Source organism: Paracoccus onubensis, from assembly GCF_003591515.1.
GTDB classification, from domain to species: domain Bacteria; phylum Pseudomonadota; class Alphaproteobacteria; order Rhodobacterales; family Rhodobacteraceae; genus Paracoccus; species Paracoccus onubensis.
In genome coordinates, this window is record NZ_QZCG01000004.1 from 277174 (window position 1) to 300046 (window position 22873).

Here is a 22873-nt window from a genome sequence, read left to right on the forward strand (position 1 = left end):
TGCAGCGCCGTGACTCAGGCACCACTTCATGTGGCGGTTTTACATCAGTTTGCGGCGGCGTGTCACCTCGATATTTAGATCTGTCAGCTTCTTGCGCAGCGTATTGCGATTAATTCCAAGCAAATCGGCACATTTAAGCTGATTTCCCCCCGTTGCATCCAATGCGACCTCCAGCAGCGGCCGTTCGAATTCGTGCAATATGCGCTCGTAAAGGCCAGGAGGCGGCAATTCGCCGCCATGCAGGTCGAAATAACGGCGCAGATGTGCTTCGACCATATCGGAAAGCGGCGCACTGGTCACCGAAATCCCGCTTGCCCCCGCGTCCGGCACAACCGCAGCATCTTGACCGCGCGGCTGATCCAGCGCTTCGCGCAACTCATCCGCCGAAACCTCGGGGCCCGACGCGGTAAGTGCAAGACGGCGCATCAGGTTTTCGAGCTCGCGCACATTTCCGGGGAAGGAATACACCCGCAGATTTCCTGCCGCCTCTTCCGACAGCTTTCGTTCCGGCAAACCCTGCACGGCAGCCCGGGCGAGCAGATGATCGGCCAGCGGCAGGATATCGTCCACCCGGGAGCGCAGGGGCGGAACCGAAATCGTAACGCCGGCAAGCCGGTAATAGAGATCCGAGCGCAAACTGCCCGCCACCATTTCACGTTGCGGATCCGCGCCAGTCGTACTGATCAGCCGTGGCAAATTCGCACGCTCCGCCCGTGCCTCCAGCGTCTCGATCAGACCGATCAGCCGCGCCTGCCCCGCCTGATCGAAAGAGGACGGATTCTCTATGATGATCGTGCCGCCACGGGTTTTTTCGATGATGCGGCTAAAAGTTTCCTCACCCGCATCCGCCGGAGTCAGGACCGCATGATCGTTGCCGCTGCGGTCTGAAAGATCGTGGAAACTGCGGGCAATGATCGATTTCCCGGTGCCGGGCTCTCCGGCGATCAGCACCGGCAGATCCGCGTTCAGCACTCGCGCAACCATGCGGAACAATGCCTGCATGGCAGGCGCATGGCCGATCAGAGGCATGGCCGGATCGGCCCCTTCGCGCGGAGACGGGCTTTCAAGTGCTGGATCCGATTTTCGCGGCCTGCGGGACAGTGCCTGACCGGCCTTGGTCATCAGATCCGGCAGATCGAAGGGTTTGGGCAAATATTCGAAAGCCGCCGCCTCGGTTGCCCGGATCGCCGTGACGATCGTATTCTGTGCCGAGATGACGATAACGGGCAGATCGGGCCGCTGCCCGCGGATCCGGGGGATCAGATCGATCCCGTTGCCATCCGGCATCATCACATCGGTAATCACCAGATCGCCGCGACCTTCCTCGACCCATTTCGACAATTGCGAGAGACTGCCGGTCGCGTGCACCCGGCAGCCCGCCCGCGTCAATGCCTGCGTCAGCACCGTGCGGATGGTGCGGTCGTCATCGGCGATCAGAACGGTTCCGTCCATGAGGTCTGGTCCTTATGCCTTGGGAAGTGAAATGCGAAACAATGTGCGTCCGGGCCTGCTGTCCACCCGGATCAATGCGCCGTGATCGGTCACGATCTTGCTGACCAGCGCCAGACCCAGCCCGGTGCCATTCTCACGCCCGGATACGAATGGTTCGAACACCTGCTCGGCGATGGCTTCGGGCAGGCCCGGGCCGTCATCCTCGATCTCGATCTGAAGCGGCAGGGCCCGGCCCTGGGGCCAAGCGTCCTCGGGCGGCAGGCGCAGCACATGATCATAAGAGCTGCGCAGCCGGATGGTGCCGCCCTGCCCCTTGCCAAATGCCTCGGCGGCATTTCTGACGAGGTTCAGGCAGACCTGCATGAGTTGATCCGCGTCGGCAAGCGCAAGGGGAAGCGAGGGGTCGTAATCTGCAACGATATGCGCCTTTCGGGCAAAACCGACCCGCGCCGAATGCCGGACCTTCTCAAGCACATCATGGATATTCACCGGTTGAAGATCGGGGGTCGAGGTATCCCCGAAACGCTCGACCTGTTCGAGCAGCGTAACGATCCGCCGGGATTCGCTGACGATCAGTTCGGCCATTTCACGATCCTCGGGCGAGGCGTTTATCGCCATGAGCTGCGCAGCGCCCCTGATCCCGGCCAGCGGGTTCTTGATCTCATGCGCCAGCATTTCGGCCATGCCGATAGCGCTGCGGGCAGCAGAGCGGACGGCACGGCTTTGATACTGCATCCCGCCGCCCCCCTCGGGCACGATCAGGATCGAGACCGTGCCCGGGAGTCCCTCCACCGGTCCGGCATGGACCGAGGCAGGCCGCGTTTCGTGCCCGCCCGCCCGGTCGCCTATTTCGAAATGCACTCCGGGCTGGTGCAATACGTCATCGCTTGCGATCACCCGGTTGAACAGCGGTTGCAGCGACGGCCGGATACGCAGCCGCGCGATCATGCCGTCTCCGTCCAGCGGTTTGCCCAGCGTCGAATTGCGCGACATGTTCAGCCATATCTCGGCAGCGTCGTTCATCTCTGCCACACGCCCCTGCCGGTCAATGATCAGCGCCGGCATCGGCAATTGCATCCAGCCCGGACCGGGCTCCGCCTGCCGGAAATCGACCGAGCGGGCATCTGTCATGCCGCAACCCGTCCTGCCGCCTGCCCCGGCGCCTCGGCGAAGGCGCGGCGGATCAGGGCGATGGTTTCAGGGGCGCTGGGCGCGCGCAGCATTTCGGCGCGAAGCGGGGCATTGTTCGCCTCGGCATACCAGCCCAGATGTTTGCGGGCGACCCGTAGCCCCAATTCGGACCCGTAGAAATCAAGCATGTCTTCGTAATGTTCTTCGACCAGTTCCGCCAACGCCGCGCCGCGTGGAATCCTGGGGGCGGGCGCATTCCAAAGCTCATGCGCGATCTGCGCCAGCCGCCACGGCGCGCCTTGTGCACCCCGCCCGACCATGACCGCATCCGCCCCCGAGGCCGCCAATGCCGCCCGCGCGGATGCCGCGCAGACCACATCGCCATTCGCGACCAAAGGCGGACGGTTCGGGATATTTGCAACCGCTGCGATTTTCGCCCAATCCGCGCGGCCCTTGTAGAACTGCGCCCGGGTTCGGCCGTGCACGGTCAGCATCCGTATCCCGGCATCCGCCGCGCGCCGCGCAAGTTCGGCGGCATTCAGGCTACTGTCATCCCAACCCAACCGCATCTTCAGCGTCACCGGAACGGAAACCGCCGCCACCACGGCATCGATCAGCCCAAGCGCGTGATCAAGATCGCGCATCAGGGCCGCACCCGACAATCCACCCGTCACCTTCTTGGCCGGACAGCCCATATTGATATCGATGATTCGCGCACCCATTCCCTGAACGATCCGCGCGGTCTCGACCATGGCTGCGGCCTCGCGCCCTGCGATCTGCACCGAGACGGACAGGCCCCCTTCGGTCAATGCCTTTGCCCGTACCGCCGCCCGCGTCGAGGGCCGCGGTGTCACCATTTCGGTCGAGGCGACCATCTCACTGACCAGTAATCCCGCCCCGAACCGGGCCACGGCGCGGCGAAATGGCAGATCAGTGATTCCGGCCATCGGCGCCAGAAAGACCGGCATGCCCAGTCGCGTTTCGCCAAGAATGATCGGATCGGGTGATTGCATATCCTGTTCCTTCGTCCCGCCGCGGGCTCGCCGCAAGTGCTTGCCCCCCAGCCTCGGCCTTCCCATATCGAGGATGCGAGGTGCTGCTTAAATTTCATGCTTACTGCTTACAATATAGGCAGAAGGTTTCCGACGCCATGTCGCAATTCGCATACCAGTCCGTCGCATCCGGCATGGAGCTTTGGCGCGCGGGCTGATTACTTGGCGTTCAATCCGCATCAGGCGGCAATGAAAGGCGATTCATGTTCTTGTCGGTCTTCGATCTGTTCAAAATCGGCGTTGGCCCGTCTTCGTCACATACCATGGGTCCAATGGTGGCCGGTGCGCGGTTCCTCGAGGCATTGCGGAACAGCCCATTCCAGCCGCATGGGCTGCGGGCAAGCCTGCATGGCAGCCTCGCCTTCACCGGCAAAGGCCATGCGACGGACCGGGCGACGATCCTTGGGCTGGCCGGCTTCGTCCCCGAGACGATGGATGCCGATGCCGCCGAGACGGTGCTGGCCGCCAATCGCGAGAATCGGGTGCTGACCGTCGACGGGCTGGGCGAATTGCAATTCGACCCCGAACGGGATCTCTGCTTCGATTTCGAGAATTCCCTGCCCGGTCATGCCAATGGCATGACGCTATCGGCCACAGATGCGCAGGGCGATGTGATCTTTCATCAGATCTATTATTCGATCGGCGGCGGCTTCGTGCTGACCGATCAGGAACTGGCCCGCAAAGGTGACGAAGATCGCAGCGATGCCGTCGACAAGGTTCCCTATCCTTTCGCCAATGCCGCCGAAATGCTGGAGATGGCGGAACGGTCGGGAAAATCCATAGCCGCGATGAAGCGCGCCAACGAGTTGAGTTTCCGCAATGAGGCCGAATTGCGTCACGGGTTGCTGCGGATCTGGCAGGTCATGCGCGATTGCATGGAGCGCGGGCTAAGCACCGAGGGCATCCTGCCGGGCGGGCTGCATGTCCGCAGGCGCGCGCGCGGGATACATGAGAAGCTGATGGCCGAGCGGGGCATGAATCTGACCGCACCGCATGTCATCAATGACTGGATGTCCACCTATGCCATGGCCGTGAACGAAGAGAATGCGGCAGGCGGGCAGGTCGTCACGGCCCCCACCAATGGCGCCGCCGGGGTGGTGCCTGCCGTGATCCGCTACTGGCTGGATCACGTGCCGGGCGCAAGCGAACGCGACCTGCCGGATTTCCTGCTGACAGCCGCCGCTATCGGCGGGCTGGTCAAGCATAACGCCTCGATCTCGGGGGCGGAATGCGGTTGTCAGGCCGAGGTCGGCAGCGCCGCTGCCATGGCGGCGGCAGGTCTGGCCGCCGTACTGGGAGCCACGCCCCACCAGATCGAGAATGCCGCGGAAATCGCGCTCGAGCATCATCTGGGCATGACCTGCGATCCGGTGAAAGGGCTGGTGCAGGTCCCCTGCATCGAGCGTAACGGTTTGGGGGCAATCAAGGCGGTCAGTGCGGCCAGTCTGGCCCTGCGCGGGGATGGCAGCCATCTGGTGCCGCTGGATTCCGCCATCGAAACCATGCGCCAGACCGGTCAGGACATGAGTGAGAAATACAAGGAAACCTCGCTGGGCGGTCTGGCCGTCAATGTGCCGAATTGCTGATTCCGCGTGATCAGAGCATATCGCGCCCGCCCGGTTTCACTGTCATCACGAAAGCGGCTTGAAATCCACGGAAAAAGGCGGCGGCATCATCCGAGCCGTCAGACCCCGCGGGATCAGAACTCGACGCCGGGCTGAGCCTTGATCCCTTCGCGGAATGGATGTTTGACCACGGTGATTTCGCTGACCAGATCCGCCGCTTCGATCAGGACAGGAGGCGCATTGCGCCCTGTCAGCACGACATGGGTCATGGGAGGCTTTTCATCCGCAAGAAACAAAACGACCTCTGCCGGGTCCAGATAGCCATTGCGGAAGGCGATATTGATCTCGTCCAGCAGCACCATGCGAATCGCCGGATCGCGGATCAGCTCCTGCGCCCGCCGCCATGCCGCGCCCGCGGCCTCTATATCGCGGCGTTTGTCCTGCGTTTCCCATGTGAACCCTTCGCCCATGACATGAAACTGGCAGAGTTCGGAAAAATGCGTGGTCAATATCCGGCGTTCTCCGGTGTCCCAGCTTCCCTTGATGAACTGCACCACCGCGCAGGGCATCCCGTGCCCGATGCAGCGCATGATCATTCCGAAACCGGAACTGGATTTGCCCTTGCCGGGTCCGGTATGGACGATCACCAGGCCCTTTTCGCCGGTCTTGCCCGCCATCATCCGGTCCCGCGCGGCCTTGATCTTCGCCATTTTCTGCGCATGGCGGATCTGTTCCTCTTCGGTGATGTCGCGGCTATCGGTCAAGAATTCATCCTTTCAAGCGATGCGTCAGGCAGTGCCGGCTCTTGTCAGCATATCGCGAAAGGCCGTGAAGACCTTGCGGTAAACCGCTTGCTTGAAGGGTACGATATGGGTGATCAGATCATCCGCGGCCATCCAGCGCCAGCGATCGAATTCCGGGTGATCGGTCTTGATATCGATATCCGTATCTTCGCCCAGAAAACGCATCAGAAACCATTTCTGCTTCTGCCCCCGATATTTTCCTTTCCAGACCTTGCCCAGAAGTTCGGGGGGCAGATCGTAATAGACCCAGTCAGGAGTCTCGGCCAGCACTTCCACCCGGTCGGCACTGACCCCCGTTTCCTCGGTCAGTTCGCGCAGCGCCGCCTGCGCCGGTGTTTCGCCATTATCGATCCCACCCTGCGGCATCTGCCAGGCGGCGGGACGGTCAGCGGGCCGGTCGATACGCTGACCCGCAAAAACCAACCCTTCCCGATTAAGCAGCACCACCCCGGCGCAGGGCCGGTAAGGCAGGTCCTCCGGTCCGGAAGCGCCGGTCATTCGTTAGCCGCCCCTTCATTATCCACCGAACCCTCGCCGGTCACTGCCGGAGTCGTGTCGGCGGGTATCTGGGACGCATTGAAATTCACCGCCGCAAGCCCCTTGAGCACGTCAACCGCATAGGCAAGCTGATAATCCTCTTCGCGCAGCTTGGCGGTCGCCTCGACCTCGGCGGCTTCTTCTTCCATCTGCTTGCGTTCATCGTCGCTGATCGAATCGTTGTTCAGCGCACCGCGAAGATCGGCTTCCGAGCGGTTGAAACTCGAATTGGTGCGCGGCTCGTCCGCATTCTCCTCTTCGGGAGCGCGTTTCGGCTGCGCCACGATAATGTCGGGCTGAATGCCCAGAGATTGAATCGAGCGCCCCGACGGTGTGTAATACAGGGCTGTCGTCAGCCGGATCGCGCTTTCCGAGGTGACCGGCATCACTGTCTGGACCGAGCCTTTGCCGAATGTTTTCTCGCCCACGACAATGGCGCGGCGATGATCCTTGAGCGCGCCGGTGACGATCTCGGAAGCACTGGCCGAGCCGCCATTGATCAGCACGACCATCGGCTTGCCCTCGGCCAGATCGCCCTCCTCGGCGTTCCATCTTTCGCTTTCCTCGGGCTTGCGCCCGCGGGTCGAGACGATCTCGCCGGCATTCAGGAACGCATCCGACACGTTGATCGCCTGATTAAGCAAGCCACCCGGATTGTTGCGCAGATCCAGCACGAAGCCAGTGACCTTCTCGATGCCACCCGCCTCTTCCACGGCCTTTTCGATTTCCGCCTTCAACGTGTCATAGGTTTCGTCATTGAAGGTCGAAACCCTCAGGATGATCGCATGTCCTTCGATGCGGGTCTTCACCACGGTCAGCTTGATCGTGTCGCGGGTGATCTTGACATCGAACGGCTCATTCTCTCCCTCCCGCAGGATGGTGATGGTCAGTTCGCTGCCGACCGGGCCGCGCATCGTGTCAACGGCCTCGTCCAGGGTAAGCCCCATCAGCGACTCACCGTCCACATGGGTAATGAAATCGCCGGATTTCACCCCCGCCTGCGCGGCGGGCGTATCGTCGATGGGCGAGACGACCTTGATCAGCCCGTCCTCCATGCTGACCTCGATCCCCAGCCCGCCGAAGCTGCCGCGGGTCTGGGTCTGCATGTCCTCGTAATCATTCGCGGACAGGAAAGAACTGTGCGGGTCCAGAGAGGTCAGCATCCCGTTGATGGCCGCCTCGATCAGCTTCTTGTCCTCGGGCACCTCGACATAATCGGAACGCACCCGTTCGAACACATTTCCGAAAAGTTCGAGTTGCTCGTAAATCGAGCTGTTCTTGCCCGTTTCCTGCGCGACAAGCGGTCCCGCGAATTGCGTTGTGATCAAAGCTCCGGCCAGAACGCCGCCAAGACCTGCGATAAGGTAGTGTTTCATGATGGCCTTTCCTGCCTCAGTTCTGCTCTGGATCGACAACCGGATTCAATACGAACCAGTCCGCCGGGTCCAGTGTTTCCGTTCCCTTGCGCATTTCCAGATACAGGGTTTCCGTTCGTCCTGCATCACCTCCTTGCGCGGCATTCGCAACGAATTGCGTCCCGAATTCCTGCGCAGGCGCCTCTGACCCGCCCATCAGCCCGACAGGATCACCTTCGCGCAAGACATCGCCGACTTCGCCAAAGACCTGCGACAATCCAGCAAATATCAGAAGATAATCTTTTGCGGGCTCTACAATCATCACATTGCCGTAATCGAGCAAAGGCCCGCGATACCGAATCGTCGCGGGCCACGGAGTCGTCACCAAAGCGGCAGGCGGCGTCGCGATCACCCAGCCGGGACGCCTGACCCCTGCGGCATCCGGCTCATTGTAAGGACGCTTGACCGAACCGACCACAGGCAGTTGCAAACTGCCCTGAGCGCCTTCGAAATCGTCCATCGGCGCACCGATATCGTTTTCCAGCGCACTGACGCCCGCGGCGAAATCGTCAAGGCTTTGGGCGGCATCCAGCAGGTTCTGAACCTCCTCGGGCTCATCCGCGAAGCGCACCGGCATCGTGGAACGGTCGGTCACCGCACTGGCAAGAAGCCGCCGGGCCTCCTGCACCGAAGCAAGTCCGCTTCCCAGCATCTCGGCGGCTCCGGCCTGCAATTCCCGCACCGTGGCGATTTCGTCCAGTTTCGCCTGTAGCCGCTCGGCCTCGGATCGAAGCCCGGGCGTCACATCGGAAAGGATCATTCCGGCCCGCGCACTTGACAATGCGCCGTCGGGATGCAGCAAAAGCGCGGTTTCAGGCGATTGCTGAAGCGATGTCATCGCGCCCAGAACCCGCGCCAGCCGGTCACGCTGCGCCTCAAACTGCGCACGAAGCTCGGCCTCGCGCGCGCTGGCCTGACGCAGCCCGTCGCGCAGTGACGACAGCCCCTTTTCATAGCCGCTAATGACTTCGGTCAGCGCCACGACCTGATCGTCCGCAGTGACCGCCTGGCTCAGTTTGCCCATGGCGTCCCGAAGCTGAGTCGCGGCCGCTTCCGCTTCGGCCACGGCCTGATCGGCCGGAGTGGCGGCCGCGCTTCCAACTGCCGAAAGCGCAAGAATTCCGCAGATATATATCAGACGGCCGATCCGTTTCATTTGAGATCCAGCAGGCTTTTTCCGGTCATCTCGGCGGGCTGATCCACACCCATGAGATGAAGCACGGTCGGCGCCAGATCGGCCAGCCTGCCATCATGCAATCGCGCCGATACAGGCCCGTTATAGACGATGACCGGCACCGGATTAAGCGTATGCGCGGTATGCGGGCCGCCGGTTTCCGGATCGATCGTCGTTTCGCAATTGCCGTGATCGGCGCAGATGACCGCCGCGCCGCCGGCGGCGTCCAATGCCTCAAGCATCCGGCCCAGCCCCCTGTCGACCGCTTCACAGGCACGCCGGGCCGCGTCGAGATTGCCGGTATGCCCGACCATATCGGGATTCGCATAATTCACCACGATCAGATCGTAACCTTCCCCGATCACCTCGACCAGCTTGTCGCTGACCTCATCCGCCGCCATCTCGGGCGCCAGATCATAGGTCGCGACCTTGGGACTTTGCGGCATGAAGCGATCCTCGCCGGGTTCCGGTGTTTCCTTACCACCGTTAAGGAAAAACGTCACATGCGGGTATTTCTCGGTTTCGGCCAGCCGGAATTGCCGCAATCCCTTCCGGGCAATCCAGGCACCAAGGGTATTGACCACCTGTTGCTTGGGATAAGCGGTTGTCATGAAGGTGTTATGACGCTCGCTGTAATCCACCATCCCCAGAAAAGCAGCCCAATCGGGCCGGTCATGGCGCTCAAATCCCGAAAATAGCGGATCGCCAAGCGCGGACAGGATTTCCCGCGCCCTGTCAGCCCTGAAATTGAGGCAGAAGAACCCGTCCGCGTCCAGAGCCCCGTTATAACCGTCTATTGCGAAAGGCTGGATGAATTCGTCCGTTTCGCCCCGTGCATATGCAACCGCAATCGCCTGTTCCGCGGTCGCCGCCGCCTCGCCCTGCCCCGCCACGATGGCGCGATAGGCGCGTTCGATCCGCTCCCAGCGGTTATCGCGGTCCATTGCATAATAGCGGCCTGTCACCGTGCCGATCCGGGCTCTTTCCGGCAGGCTTTGCTGTAATTCGCGCATGAAGATTTCCGCAGATTGCGGCGCAACGTCCCGCCCGTCGGTGACGGCATGGATCACCACCGGAACATCTGCATCGGTGATCGCCCTGGTCGCAGCAAGAATATGAGAGATATGACCGTGCACCCCGCCATCCGAGACAATTCCCATCAGATGGGCCGTGCCCCCGGTTTCCTTCATCCGCGCGATAAAATCGCCCAAAGCCCGGTTCCGCTGAAAACTTCCATCCTCGATCGCCAGATCGATCTGCCCCAGATCCATGGCGACGACCCTGCCCGCGCCGATATTGGTATGGCCCACCTCGGAATTGCCCATCTGCCCCGAAGGCAGCCCCACATCCGGCCCGAAGGTCGTCAGGGCCGCATTCGGGCAATCCCGCATCAGACGATCGAAATTCGGCGTCTCGGCCTGATCGGGCGCGCTCTGCTCGGGTCGGTCGGAAATTCCCCAGCCATCGAGAATGCACAGGATCACGGGTTTGGTCATATCGGCCTCGTCATGGTTTCCGCCTTGTTACGCCTGCGCAGGCGTAGCGGCAACCATCCACCGCCGGCTGATATGGCCGGAAATGGCGGAATGGGCCTGACATATTCGTGCTTTCGCAAACATGCGCCGATATCCGGGCAAGGCCGGGCATTGGCCGGCCGCAGGATTGCGGTCAGAAAAGCCCCTCGATTTGCCCATCGCTGTCAAGCCGGATGCTTTCCGCCGCGGGCCGGCGGGGCAAGCCCGGCATGGTCATGATTTCACCGCAAATCGCAACGACAAAACCGGCGCCCGCATTCAGCCGGACCTCGCGGACCGGAATGACATGCCCCTCGGGTGCTCCGCGCAATGTCGGATCGGTCGAGAATGAATATTGGGTCTTGGCGATACAGACCGGAAAATTGCCGTAGCCGGCCCGTTCCCATTGCTCGAGCTGTTCACGCACGGACGGCGCGGCCTCGGCATGGGAGGCGCGGTAGATGCGGGTGCAGATCGTCTCGATCTTTTGCCACAAAGGCATGGAATCCGGATAGGTCGTGTGGAAATCAGCTCCGCTTTCGACCAGATCGACGACTGCACGGGCAAGATCCTCGGCCCCTGCGCCACCTTCCGCCCAGTGACGTGCAATGGCCACCTTGACGCCGTGCTGTGCGCAATAATCCTTCAGCGCCGCGATCTCGGCCTCGGTATCGCCGTCGAAATGGTTCAGCGCCACCAGAACCGGCAGGCCGAAACCGCGCAAATTCTCGATATGGCGGCCCAGATTGGCGCAACCGCGTGTCACCGCCTTTGCGTCTTCGCTGCCCAGATCCGCCTTGGCAATGCCGCCATTCATCTTCAACGCCCGGATCGTGGCCACCAGAACGGTCGCCGATGGAGACAGCCCGCCCAGCCGGCATTTGATGTCCAGAAACTTCTCGGCCCCCAGATCGGCGCCGAACCCTGCCTCGGTCACGACGTAATCCGAAAGCCGCAGTGCCGTCCGCGTCGCCACAAGGCTGTTGCAGCCATGCGCGATATTGGCGAAGGGTCCGCCATGCACGAAAGCCGGATTGTTTTCCAGCGTCTGAACGAGATTCGGCTGAAACGCGTCTTTCAGCAGCACGGTCATCGCGCCATCCGCGCCAAGATCACGGGCGGTCACCGGCTGACGCTCCCATGTATAACCGATCACGATCCGGCCCAGCCGATCCTGCAGATCGGCAAGGTCGCTGGACAAACACAGGATCGCCATGACTTCAGAGGCCACGGTAATGTCGAAACCGCTCTGCCTTGGAAACCCGTTCGACACGCCGCCAAGCCCCTGCGCCAGATCGCGCAGCGCCCGGTCATTCATATCCATCACCCGCCTCCAGGTGATCCTGCGGGTGTCGATTTGCAGCTCATTGCCCCAATGGACATGATTGTCGATCATCGCGGCCAGCAGATTATGGGCCGAGGTGATCGCATGGAAATCGCCGGTGAAATGAAGGTTCATATCCTCCATCGGCACGATCTGGGCATAGCCGCCGCCGGCCGCTCCGCCCTTCATGCCGAAATTGGGGCCAAGACTGGCCTCGCGGATGCAGATCGTGGCACGCTTGCCGATCCGGTTCAACGCATCGCCAAGCCCGACGGTGGTTGTCGTCTTGCCCTCACCTGCCGGAGTAGGATTGATGGCAGTCACCAGGATCAGCCGGCCTGCCGGACGATCAGACAGCCGCGCCATGGCGTCATGGGTGATCTTTGCCTTGTCGTGGCCGTAGGGCAGGATATCCCCGACCTCAAGCCCCAGCATGGCGGCGATCTCGGTAATGGGTTTCTTATTGGCCGCGCGTGCGATGCGAATATCGGATGTCATGCGTCTCTCATAGGTTTGGCCGAAACAAATACCACCCCCTGGCCTCGGCGCCTGGTCAGCCTATAGCTTTGCACGTCACCCCATATCTGCGCAATCATCCGCAGGGATGACCTACCAAATAGGGAAATTCGATCGTCAGGAAAGCTCCCGGGCCAATATCGGGCACCCTGTTCCCGCAGTGACAGAAGTCGGACACTCGCGCAAACGAGCCGCCCGCTCATTGCCGGAATGGTCGCGGCCCTATTGCTCGGTCACGTCCAGAACGCCCGGCACCGCGCGCAATGCCTGCCGGACCGGCGTCGTCAGCGGCGCATCATTCGTCACCTCGATCTCGATCAGGTCGTCACCCTCGCGCAGGCGCAGCAATATCGGGCCACGGCTGCGCATGGGGGCGTTGATCTCGGTCCTGATCCGGCCCAGCACCTCGACCAGACGCGGGACGGTATCCTCCCCCTGCAATTCGACCGCCAACGAGCCCGCCCCGGCATCGGCAACCGCATCTTCAAGCGATGTGACCGCATTGGCCAGCATCTTCACCTGCTCGCCCGAGGGTTCGACCTTGACCTGCAGGACGACATTCTCTCCCGGCTCCAGCCGGTCGCGGGCCGCGTTCAGCAGATCGGAAAACACCGTCACCTCGTAAAGCCCGGTCGGATCGGACAGGGTGACAAAGGCATATTGCGTTCCCTTGGCGGATTTCCGTTCCTGCCGCGCCGCCACCGTACCGGCAATCTGCGTGACCAGCGGACCGCCCTCGGCATCCGCCACGATCTCGGCCAGGGTCTGCACTTTCTTGCGGCGAAGCGCGGGCAGGTAATCGTCCAGCGGATGGCCTGAAAGGTAAAAACCCACGGCGCGATGCTCTTCCCCAAGTTTTTCGGCGGGCAGCCAGATCTGCGCGACAGGCGGGCGCGGAGGCGGAAGATCCTCGCCCCCGCCAAATAACGAGGATTGGGCTGAGGCCGCCTGTTCCTGCACCGCGGCGGACCATGCGACCAGCGCATCCAGCGATTTCAACACCCGCGCCCGGTTTTCCTCCAGAACATCGAACACCCCGGCCCGCACAAGCATTTCAAGCGGGCGCTTGCCCACCCGGCGCATATCGACGCGACGCGCGAAATCATGCAGATCGGTAAAGGGCCGGTCCTCCCGCCCCACTTCGATCAGCCGCATTGCATCGACACCCACACCCTTGAGCGCCCCAAGCGCATAGTGAATCCGCCCCTCTTTCACGGTGAACAGCGGCGCGGAACGGTTCACGCAGGGCGGCACGATCTCGATCCCCATACGGTCGCATTCGCGCTTGTAGACGGCCAGCTTGTCGGTCAGATGGCTGTCGCAGTTCATCACCGCCGCCATGAACTCGACCGGGTGATTGGCCTTCAGCCACGCGGTCTGGTAGCTGACCACCGCATAGGCGGCAGCATGGGATTTGTTAAAGCCGTAATTTGCGAATTTTTCAAGAAGGTCAAAGACTTCTCCAGCCTTCTTTTCATCGACGCCATTAGCGATCGAACCCTTGATGAATTTGGGCCGTTCTTTCGCCATCTCGGCGGCAATTTTCTTACCCATGGCCCGGCGCAACAAGTCGGCACCGCCAAGGCTGTAGCCCGCCATGACCTGCGCGATCTGCATCACCTGTTCCTGATAGACGATGATGCCCTGAGTTTCTTCAAGGATGTGATCGATCAGCGGATGGATCGACTGAAGCTCGCGCTGGCCGTTCTTCACTTCGCAATAAGTGGGAATATTCTCCATCGGGCCGGGACGATACAGCGCCACAAGCGCCACGATATCCTCGATACAGGTTGGGCGCATCCGCCGCAGGGCATCCATCATGCCGCTGCTTTCCACCTGAAACACGGCGACGGTGCGCGCGCTCGCGAACAGATCATAGGTCCGCTTGTCGTCCAGCGGGATCAGGTTCATCTGATTTTCCGCCCCGGCAGGCGGATCGTAAAGCTGTGCTCCGTCCGCGCCAATATGCAAGGGCCGCCCGCTGCCATTGACCGGATCGCCATTGATGAGATCGACCGCATTCTGAATGACGGTCAGGGTCTTGAGACCCAGAAAGTCGAATTTCACCAGCCCGGCCTGTTCGACCCATTTCATATTGAACTGGGTCGCGGGCATATCCGAACCCGGATCGCGATAAAGCGGCACCAGCCGATCCAGCGGCCGGTCACCGATCACCACACCCGCGGCGTGGGTCGAGGCATTGCGGTAAAGCCCCTCTATCTGTTCGGCATAATCCAGAAGGCGCGCGACGACCTCTTCACGGGCAGCCTCGCGCAGACGGGGTTCTTCCGCCCGGGCCTTGGTGACGCTGACGGGCTTGACCCCTTCGACCGGGATCAGCTTCGACAGCCGGTCCACCTGTCCATAGGGCAGTTGCAGCACCCGCCCCACATCGCGCACCGCTGCCTTGGACAGCAGGGCGCCGAAGGTGATGATCTGGCCCACCTTCTCGCGACCATATTTCCCTTGCACGTAATGGATCACCTCCTCACGCCGATCCATGCAGAAATCGATATCGAAATCCGGCATCGAGACACGTTCGGGATTCAGGAACCGCTCGAACAGCAGGTTGTAGCGCAGCGGATCCAGATCGGTGATCGTCAAGGCATAGGCCACCAGCGAACCGGCGCCCGATCCCCGTCCCGGGCCAACGGGAATATCATGATCCTTGGCCCATTTGATGAAATCGGCCACGATCAGGAAATAGCCGGGGAAGCCCATCTGTTCGATGATGCCCAGTTCGAATTCCAGCCGCTCGTGATAATCCTCGACCGGGACGGCATGCGGTATCACCTTCAGCCGCGCCTCCAGCCCCGCACGGGCCTGACGGCGCAATTCCTCGACCTCGTCGTCGGCGAAGCGCGGCAGGATCGGTTTATGCCGGGACACCGCAAAGGCGCAGCGGCGCGCGATCTCGACCGTGTTTTCAATTGCTTCCGGAAGATCCGCGAATAGTACGGCCATTTCTTCAGCAGACTTGAAATAATGCTGTGGCGTCAGGCGACGGCGCGGCTGCGACTGATCGACATAGGCCTTTTCGGCAATACAGATCAGCGCGTCATGCGCCTCGTACATGCCCGGCTTGGGGAAATAGACGTCATTTGTCGCGACCAGCGGCAGTTCTTTGGCATAAGCCAGCGAGATCAGCCCCGCCTCCGATGCCGCCTCGGCCTCCATCAGCCCGCCATTCTCGCCGGGATGGCGTTGCAATTCGATATAGATCCGTGTCGGGAAGGCATCGGCCAGACGATCGGCCAGCGCCGCGGCCTTGTCGCCCTGCCCCAGCGCAATCAGCTTGCCCAAAGGCCCAGTTGCCCCGCCGGTCAGACAGATCAGCCCTTCGCTGCGTTCGCACAGCTCGTCCAGCGTAACATGCGCCCGGGCATTGCCTTCGCGCAGATAAAGACATGACGACAGCGCCATGAGATTCAGCCAGCCCTGATGATTCTGCGCCAAAAGAACAACCGGCCCCGTCTCATCCGCCTGCAACGTGATCTGGCAGCCGATGATCGGCTGAACCCCCTTGTCCATCGCCTTCACGCTAAATTCGAGCGCGGCGAACATGGCGTCGGTATCGGTCAGTGCGACGGCAGGCATACCGGCATCGGCGGCCAGCGCAGGAAGTTTGCCAACGGGAATTGCGCCTTCAAGCAGCGAATGCTCGGAATGCGTGCGAAGATGAATGAATCGGGGAGATTTGGAGCGCATGCGGGAACAGTATCGCGAGTTGCCCGGCCAGCGCAATTGCCAGAAGGACAAAACCGGGGCGGATCATATGGCCCCCGACTGCGTGGAAGATCAAAGTTCGGCGATATAGGGATAAGCCACCGTCTAGCCTGAAAGAAGCGCGGAAAGATCCGGATCGGACTCCGACAATTCCGGGATCAGGGAAATCTCTTTCCACCAGTTACTCAGCCCTGGAAAGTCAGAGAGCGCCTCTTGCCCCTCTTCGGCACGGGTGAAATAGTCAATCATCGGCGCAAGATGGAGATCAGCAAGCGTCATGCTCTTTCCGTTCAGAACATGCCCTTCCAGCGCGATGCGTTCCAAAGCGGCAAGAGCCAGTCCTGAACTCTTCATTCCCTGCATGATCTCATTCCGGCAAGCGGGTTCGCCGGTGATTGGACGGAAAATCCGGTGTGAAAATACCTGCCTGACCATTGGCCAGTAACAATAGTTGTCAATGACGGAAATGACCTGATCCATCCGCGCCAATATCTTCGGGTCTTCCGGTTGCAGCGCGTCACCCGGGAATGCCCTGTCAATATAGCGGGTCATCGCTGCCGTCTCGTAAATTGCAAACCCGTTGTGGATCAGAACCGGCACACGTCCAAACGGATGCAGTTCCATATAATCCACAGGCAATTCAGAGAACGGATCAACCTCAACCAGATCATGAGAAACCCGCTTCCGAAGCAATGTCAGGCGGGCGATCCGGTTATATACGCTGTATCGATAGCCGTGCAGACACACGTGATCGGTCATATACCGTGTCCTCTTGTCATGCCTGAATAAATGATATGCCAAGCCGATCCGATCAGAAAGGGCTCGCTGCCGATACCGATCACCTGCACAATCACGATGCCTTGGCAGTCTCACATCTCGCGGATCCTGCCTTGCGATCTTCGCTCCGATATGATCCGACTACGCCCGCATGACCGGTGCAGGAATCCATGCCGCAAGGAACGACCGGACGGTGTAGATTTCATGCCGCCCCACCTGAAAGGACATTACATGACTTATCCCGACACTCAGCTTTTCATCGGAGGCACCTGGCGTGCAGCGCAGGACGGCCGGACGATCCCGGTTCTCGACCCGGCGACGGAAGAAGAGATTGGCCGTGTCGCCCATGCCGGTATCCCGGATCTCGATGCCGCGCTCGAGGCGGCTGCGGGCGCGTTTCCGGGCTGGGCGGGTACCGGCGCGTTCAACCGCTACAAGCTGATGCGCCGCGCCGCCGAGTTGCTGCGCGAGCGCAGCGACGCAATCGCCGCGATCATGACCGCCGAGCAGGGCAAGCCGCTTGGTCAATCCAGACTCGAGGTTCTTGGTGGCGCGGATACGATCGACTGGTTCGCGGAAGAAGCGCGCCGCACCTATGGACAGGTGATCCCCGCCCGGCAGGGTGGCGTCACCCAGATCACCATCAAACAGCCCGTGGGTCCGGTCGCAGCCTTCACGCCATGGAATTTCCCGATCAATCAGGTCGTGCGCAAACTGTCCGCCGCGCTGGCCGCCGGTTGCTCGATCATCGTCAAGGCACCGGAGGAAACCCCGGCTTCTCCGGCGGAACTGATCCGTTGCTTTGCCGATGCGGGCGTTCCGGATGGCGTGGTCAATCTGGTCTATGGCGATCCGGCCGAAATCTCGGGATATCTCATTCCACATCCGATCATTCGCAAGATTTCATTCACTGGTTCCACCCCTGTAGGCAAACAGCTTGCATCGCTGGCCGGCGCGCATATGAAGAAGGCCACGATGGAACTGGGCGGTCACGCGCCGGTGCTGATTTTCGAGGATGCCGATATCGACAAGGCGATCTCGACAATGGCTGCGACGAAATTTCGCAATGCCGGGCAGGTTTGCGTATCGCCCACCCGCTTTCTTGTACAGGACGGCGTTGCCGATCGTTTCGTCGACGGCTTCACGGAAGCTGCGAAAGCGATCAAGATCGGTGCCGGCTCGGATCCGGAAACCGAGATGGGGCCGCTGGCGAATGAACGCCGCATCCCGGCGCTGCAACGGATGATCGAGGACGCCATCTCCAAAGGCGCCCGCATGACGACTGGCGGCAAGCGGATCGGCAATCAGGGCTGGTTCTTCGAGCCGACGGTCCTGGCCGATGTTCCCACCAATGCCGCGATCATGAACGAAGAACCATTCGGCCCGGTCGCCGTCATCAACCGTTTCGATACAGTCGATGCCGCGCTTGCCGAGGCGAACCGCCTGCCATTCGGCCTTGCCTCTTACGCCTTCACCTCCTCTGCCGCCACCGCGCATCGTCTGGAACAGGAGGTTCGGGCGGGCATGCTGACGATGAACCATATCGGGCTTGCCCTGCCCGAGGTGCCATTCGGCGGAATCGGCGATTCGGGGATCGGAACCGAGGGCGGCTCGGACGCGATCGAAGCTTATCTCGACACGCGTTTCGTTACCCGGCTGGACTGAGATCAACAGAGGCAGGGGCATCTGGAAACAATTGCCCCTGTTTCACCCCGAAAGCATGGATTCGGGGATATGAGATTGTCCCGGCCTTGAAGTGTTTCGGGCTTAACATGAGACACCGATGGTCATTGCAGCCCGTCAGAGCCGCACAATGCCGAACTCGCAGGATAATGGCACCAAAGCGCCAGGCCGCTGCGCGGCGGGCCTGCGACCCGTGATTCCGTGCGCGAGACATAGCTGGACTATTCGCGCCTCAGAGCCTGCCCGTCTCCACGACGGCTGCACCCTTCGCTTTGGCCAGTAGGCAGAGCCAGTCATGCGCCACGGTCGCAGCGGCAATCGCGGTAATTTCGGAATGGTCATAGGGCGGTGAGACTTCAACCACGTCCATGCCCACCAGATTCAAACCGTCCAGCCCCCGAATGAATTCAAGAGCCTGCCACGAGGCAAGCCCACCCGGCACCGGTGTCCCCGTTCCCGGCGCGAATGCCGGATCCATGCCGTCCACGTCAAAGGAGATATAAACCGGGGCATCTCCAGCACGTTCACGCGCCACCTTGACGGCGGCATCGATACCATTGCGATGTATCCACGGGCTTGTCAGGATCTCGAAGCCGAAATCCTGATCGTTGAAGCTCCGCAAACCCACCTGCGTGGATTTCCCCGTATCGATGATGCCTTCCCGAGCGGCGCGCAGGAACATGCTGCCGTGATCATATTGCTTCCCGTCATCCTCCCATGTGTCGCAATGGGCGTCGAACTGGATCAGGGCCACCGGCCCGTATTTCTTCGCATGCGCCCGAAGAAGCGGATAGGCGATCGAGTGATCCCCGCCCAGCGTCAGCATCCGCGCCCCCGCCTGCAGAATCTCATCCGCATGTGCCTCGATGTCCGGAATGACGGTTTCAGGGTGGTGCGGATCAAGATGCGCGTCGCCGTAATCCACCACCGACAGCGTCTCGAACGGATCAAAACCGAACGGGAACGCCTTCAACTCCGCCAGTTGAACCGAGGCCGCCCTGATGGCTTGCGGTCCCAACCGGCAGCCGGGGCGAAAAGTGACGGCATTGTCATAGGGCACCCCGGTCACGGCGACATCGACCCCGGAAAGATCGCGGCTGTAATTGCGGCGCAGGAAACTCAATGCACCACCATAAGTCATCTCGTGCCAGCGCCCCCTGGTCGTATCCTTGCGGCGAAACGCCTGATCACCCTCATCCGGCATGCTTTCTGCTCCTGTTGATGCGCGACCTGCTCGCGCGAATGGCAGCTATTGAAGGAATGTCAGATTCCCAGCCTGTCACGCAATGCATACCACCACGATCCGACCACCGAATAGGGAACGCGAAACATGCGCCCGCCGGGGAATGGATACCAGGGCACCCCGGCGAACACATCGAAGCGGCTGCGATCGCCGTCGATGGCCTCGGACAGGATGCGCCCGAATGTATGCGACCCGGTGACGCCATGCCCGGAATAGCCATGCGCGAAATATATGCTGTCGCCGATCCGCCCCATTTGTGGAACGCGGCTGAAGGACAGCGCGAAATTTCCACTCCAGGCGTAATCGATCCTGACATCCTTCAGTTGCGGAAAGACTTTCAGCATATTCGGCCGCAGCTTCGCCTGGATATCGCGGGGATCAGAGCCGCCATAGACCGTCCCGCCCCCGAAAAGCAGGCGCTTGTCGCCCGAGAGGCGGTAATAATCAAGGATATAACGGATATCCTCGACACAGGCATCCTGCAGGATCAGCGAATGGGCGCGATCACCACCAAGCGGCTCGGTCGCCATGACCTGCGTCGAAACCGGCATGATCCGCGATGTCAGCGTCGGCACGACATGGCCAAGATAGGCATTGCCGCACAGCACCAGAATATTGCAGGTCATCACCCCTTTGGGTGTTGTGATCACCGGTCTGACCGCCTGCGTATCGACATGAATCGCGGGTGACATCTCGAAAATCGTGCCACCCAGCTTCTCAAATGCTGCCGCTTCCCCCAATGCGAGATTAAGCGGATGCATATGCCCGCCGGTATAATCGATCAGCCCGCCCTCATAGAGATCGGAATTCACCTGTTCCCGCAACTGATCCTTGTCCAGCATCTGCTGATTGCGGATTCCATAGCTGGCCCACAGCTTCATCCGGTCTTCCAGCTCCCGCATATGAGCGCTTGTCAGGCCGGCAAAGATATTCAGATCCTTCAGGTCACAATCGATGCCATAGGTCCTGACCCGCTCGCGGATGATCTCGCCGCCGTCCTGCACCAGTCCGGCGACAAAGGCCGCGGTGTCTTGCCCGTAGCGTTTCCGGATGGTCTGCAGGCTGGCATTCAGCCCGTTGACGATCTGGCCGCCATTACGTCCCGACGCCCCCCAGCCGACCCGCGCGCCTTCGATAATGGCGACCTTATAGCCCTTTTCGACAAGATGAAGTCCCGTGGACAAGCCACTGTAACCAGCGCCAATAACGCAGATATCGATCTCATTGCCGCCCGTTAGTTCCGGGCGGGCCGGGGATGGATTGGCCGAGGCCGCGTAATAGCTTTCGACATGGCTGCCATCGCCTGCATAGGGATGCGTCATTGCGTTCATCGCACAGTCTCCGGGTAGAATTGATACGCGCATTCGGTCGGATGATAACCGAAACATATCCGGTTTCCACGACCAGCACGCCAATGAACGGGCTGACGCAACTGGAAAGATATCGGGTACCGGAATATCTGCGGCAAACCGCGATGCATTGACAGAAATGCAACATCACCTACCCGATCACCAAGATCGGAGAGCGGCTTAACCTTCAGATCCCGCCCAATAATGGAGAGCATGTGAGATGCCGATCCGCGTACCAGTGCATAGGCCCGAAATCCTGTCCGACAAGACAGTTGATCGGCTGAACGATACCCGGAGCAAGCCTTGTCCCGCGATGCGCCTGCCTGCGCATCGCGGGTCTGTCATTGATCAGGCAAAGCTGCCGGTCACGATGTCCAGCGCCTTGGCAGCTCCGCGATTGGCCAGGAAATCCGGGCGCGGTTGCGATGCCGCGAAGGGTGTATCGACAGCATTCGACACGGCATTATAAACAAAGAACGCATTCGAGCGCGGGAACGGGGTCACATTCCCGTTCGAAGCGTGCATCGTATTGCATTCGAAAAAGATGACCGTCCCCGCCGGCCCGGTCGCCGCATCCAGACCAGCCTCATCGGCCATCTTTTCCAGCAATCCGGTCGAGGGCACGCCGATCTCCTGCTTCATCAGGCTGGACTTGTGATTGTCCTGTGGCGTTTCCCCCGCACAGGCGATGAATTTGCGATGCGATCCCGGGATCAGCATCAACGGGCCGTTCAACTGCGAATTGTCGGTCAGCAGGACCGATGCCGACACGGCCCGCATTCGCGGCATCCCATCCTCGGCATGCCATGTCTCGAAATCCGAATGCCAGTAGAACTCCTTACCCGTGAAGCCGGGTTTGTAGTTCAGACGGCTTTGATGCAGATAAACCTCATCTCCCAGAAGAAAGCGTGCGATATCCGCCAGCCGGGCATCGCGGGCCAGCCGGGCGAATATCCTGCTGTGGTCGTCCAGGCGAAAGACCGTCCGGACAGCATTTGTGCCGGGTTCGGTAACCAGATCCTCGGAACGAATATCCGAGGCATCGGCGCGAATATCGGCCGAAGCGTCGATCAGCTTGCGGATTTCCTCTGCTGTGAAGATATTGCGGCGGACCAGATAGCCTTTCTCTTCATAGTGCCGGGTCTCTTCAAGACTGATCGGGGCATCTTCCGACCACGCGGACCAGATGACGGGATCCTGCCTTGCAATGATTCGCTCTTTATCGGGCAGACGCGTCGGGTAGCTGTCCTGCCCCGTGAATCGCTTCGCTGGGTGCACGACGTTCATGATAATATCCTTCTTGTTAAAGTTCCTGTCTCCGCGATCCGGCGACATCATGCCGGGACCGCAGGTCTCGAACACGGGCGCGCGATGGGTCTCGACCGTATGGGCCATCCGGCAAAAGAAGGGGGAACGGCGTGCGTGTACCGATCAGGCCCGAATGGCGCCAGGACAAGCTCTGCGGTCGGATTGCCTCCGAAAGCCCGCGCCGTCCCGCAATCCCGCGGCCCAGCTGCGCTTTGGTCATCCGCCCTTGCGGCAGATAGGCCGGGTTACCGAGACGATGGCTTCAACTTATGTGCCAGGGTACCGAAAGCAACCGTCATCGGTC

16 protein-coding genes are annotated in these 22873 nt (G+C 60.9%); 2 read left to right on the plus strand and 14 right to left on the minus strand.

Annotation, left to right across the window (positions count from 1 at the left end; translation table 11 throughout):
• Positions 1-39: 39 nt before the first annotated feature.
• From D3P04_RS07905 to dusB, 3 genes are read right to left on the minus strand one after another with little or no spacing between them, the layout of a single operon-like run.
• Complete coding sequence (locus tag D3P04_RS07905) at positions 40-1452, minus strand: response regulator (RefSeq protein ID WP_119747582.1); 1413 nt, start codon at positions 1450-1452, stop codon at positions 40-42.
• Positions 1453-1464: 12 nt separating this feature from the next.
• Positions 1465-2583 (minus strand): two-component system sensor histidine kinase NtrB, encoded by a 1119-nt coding sequence (locus D3P04_RS07910; RefSeq protein WP_119747584.1) that lies wholly within the window; start codon positions 2581-2583, stop codon positions 1465-1467.
• A complete protein-coding gene (gene dusB / locus D3P04_RS07915; RefSeq protein WP_119747586.1) occupies positions 2580-3596 on the minus strand; it encodes a tRNA dihydrouridine synthase DusB in 1017 nt (338 codons plus the stop codon). The genes D3P04_RS07910 and dusB overlap by 4 nt, the downstream gene beginning before the upstream one ends.
• A gap of 242 nt (positions 3597-3838) precedes the next feature.
• Between dusB and D3P04_RS07920 the strand changes: the two genes are divergently transcribed.
• Entirely contained in the window at positions 3839-5221 is a 1383-nt protein-coding gene (locus D3P04_RS07920; RefSeq protein ID WP_119747588.1) for an L-serine ammonia-lyase, read from the plus strand.
• Positions 5222-5334: 113 nt separating this feature from the next.
• Here D3P04_RS07920 and cobO read toward each other — a convergent pair whose 3' ends face one another.
• The 8 genes from cobO to D3P04_RS07960 all read right to left on the minus strand — a co-directional run bounded on the left by cobO (position 5335) and on the right by D3P04_RS07960 (position 16968).
• Entirely contained in the window at positions 5335-5964 is a 630-nt protein-coding gene (cobO, locus tag D3P04_RS07925) for a cob(I)yrinic acid a,c-diamide adenosyltransferase (RefSeq protein WP_408634363.1), read from the minus strand.
• 24 nt (positions 5965-5988) lie between these two features.
• Complete coding sequence (locus D3P04_RS07930) at positions 5989-6501, minus strand: RNA pyrophosphohydrolase (RefSeq protein ID WP_119747590.1); 513 nt, start codon at positions 6499-6501, stop codon at positions 5989-5991.
• A complete protein-coding gene (locus D3P04_RS07935; protein WP_119747592.1) occupies positions 6498-7916 on the minus strand; it encodes a S41 family peptidase in 1419 nt (472 codons plus the stop codon). The genes D3P04_RS07930 and D3P04_RS07935 overlap by 4 nt, the downstream gene beginning before the upstream one ends.
• A 16-nt stretch (positions 7917-7932) precedes the next feature.
• Positions 7933-9111 (minus strand): murein hydrolase activator EnvC family protein, encoded by a 1179-nt coding sequence (locus D3P04_RS07940; RefSeq protein ID WP_119747594.1) that lies wholly within the window; start codon positions 9109-9111, stop codon positions 7933-7935.
• Entirely contained in the window at positions 9108-10625 is a 1518-nt protein-coding gene (gpmI, locus tag D3P04_RS07945; protein WP_119747596.1) for a 2,3-bisphosphoglycerate-independent phosphoglycerate mutase, read from the minus strand. The genes D3P04_RS07940 and gpmI overlap by 4 nt, the downstream gene beginning before the upstream one ends.
• A gap of 172 nt (positions 10626-10797) precedes the next feature.
• Positions 10798-12465: a formate--tetrahydrofolate ligase gene (locus tag D3P04_RS07950; RefSeq protein WP_119747598.1), complete on the minus strand. Its 1668-nt coding sequence runs from the start codon at positions 12463-12465 to the stop codon at positions 10798-10800.
• Positions 12466-12705: 240 nt separating this feature from the next.
• A complete protein-coding gene (gene dnaE / locus D3P04_RS07955) occupies positions 12706-16191 on the minus strand; it encodes a DNA polymerase III subunit alpha (protein WP_119747600.1) in 3486 nt (1161 codons plus the stop codon).
• Positions 16192-16314: 123 nt separating this feature from the next.
• A complete protein-coding gene (locus D3P04_RS07960; RefSeq protein ID WP_119747602.1) occupies positions 16315-16968 on the minus strand; it encodes a glutathione S-transferase family protein in 654 nt (217 codons plus the stop codon).
• A 249-nt stretch (positions 16969-17217) separates the two neighbouring features.
• On the opposite strand from D3P04_RS07960, the gene D3P04_RS07965 reads away from it, so the two are divergent.
• Positions 17218-18651, plus strand: coding sequence for an NAD-dependent succinate-semialdehyde dehydrogenase (locus tag D3P04_RS07965; RefSeq protein ID WP_119747682.1), 1434 nt, complete (start codon positions 17218-17220; stop codon positions 18649-18651).
• Between the two features lie 250 nt (positions 18652-18901).
• On the opposite strand, the gene speB is transcribed toward D3P04_RS07965, so the two are convergent.
• The 3 genes from speB to thpD all read right to left on the minus strand — a co-directional run bounded on the left by speB (position 18902) and on the right by thpD (position 22548).
• On the minus strand, positions 18902-19873 hold the full coding sequence (gene speB, locus D3P04_RS07970) for an agmatinase (RefSeq protein ID WP_119747604.1): 972 nt from the start codon (positions 19871-19873) through the stop codon (positions 18902-18904).
• Positions 19874-19932: 59 nt separating this feature from the next.
• A complete protein-coding gene (locus tag D3P04_RS07975; RefSeq protein ID WP_119747606.1) occupies positions 19933-21243 on the minus strand; it encodes an NAD(P)/FAD-dependent oxidoreductase in 1311 nt (436 codons plus the stop codon).
• Positions 21244-21609: 366 nt separating this feature from the next.
• Positions 21610-22548 carry an ectoine hydroxylase gene (gene thpD, locus D3P04_RS07980; RefSeq protein ID WP_119747684.1) on the minus strand — a complete coding sequence of 313 codons (939 nt, stop codon included), beginning with the start codon at positions 22546-22548 and terminating at the stop codon, positions 21610-21612.
• Positions 22549-22873: the final 325 nt, after the last annotated feature.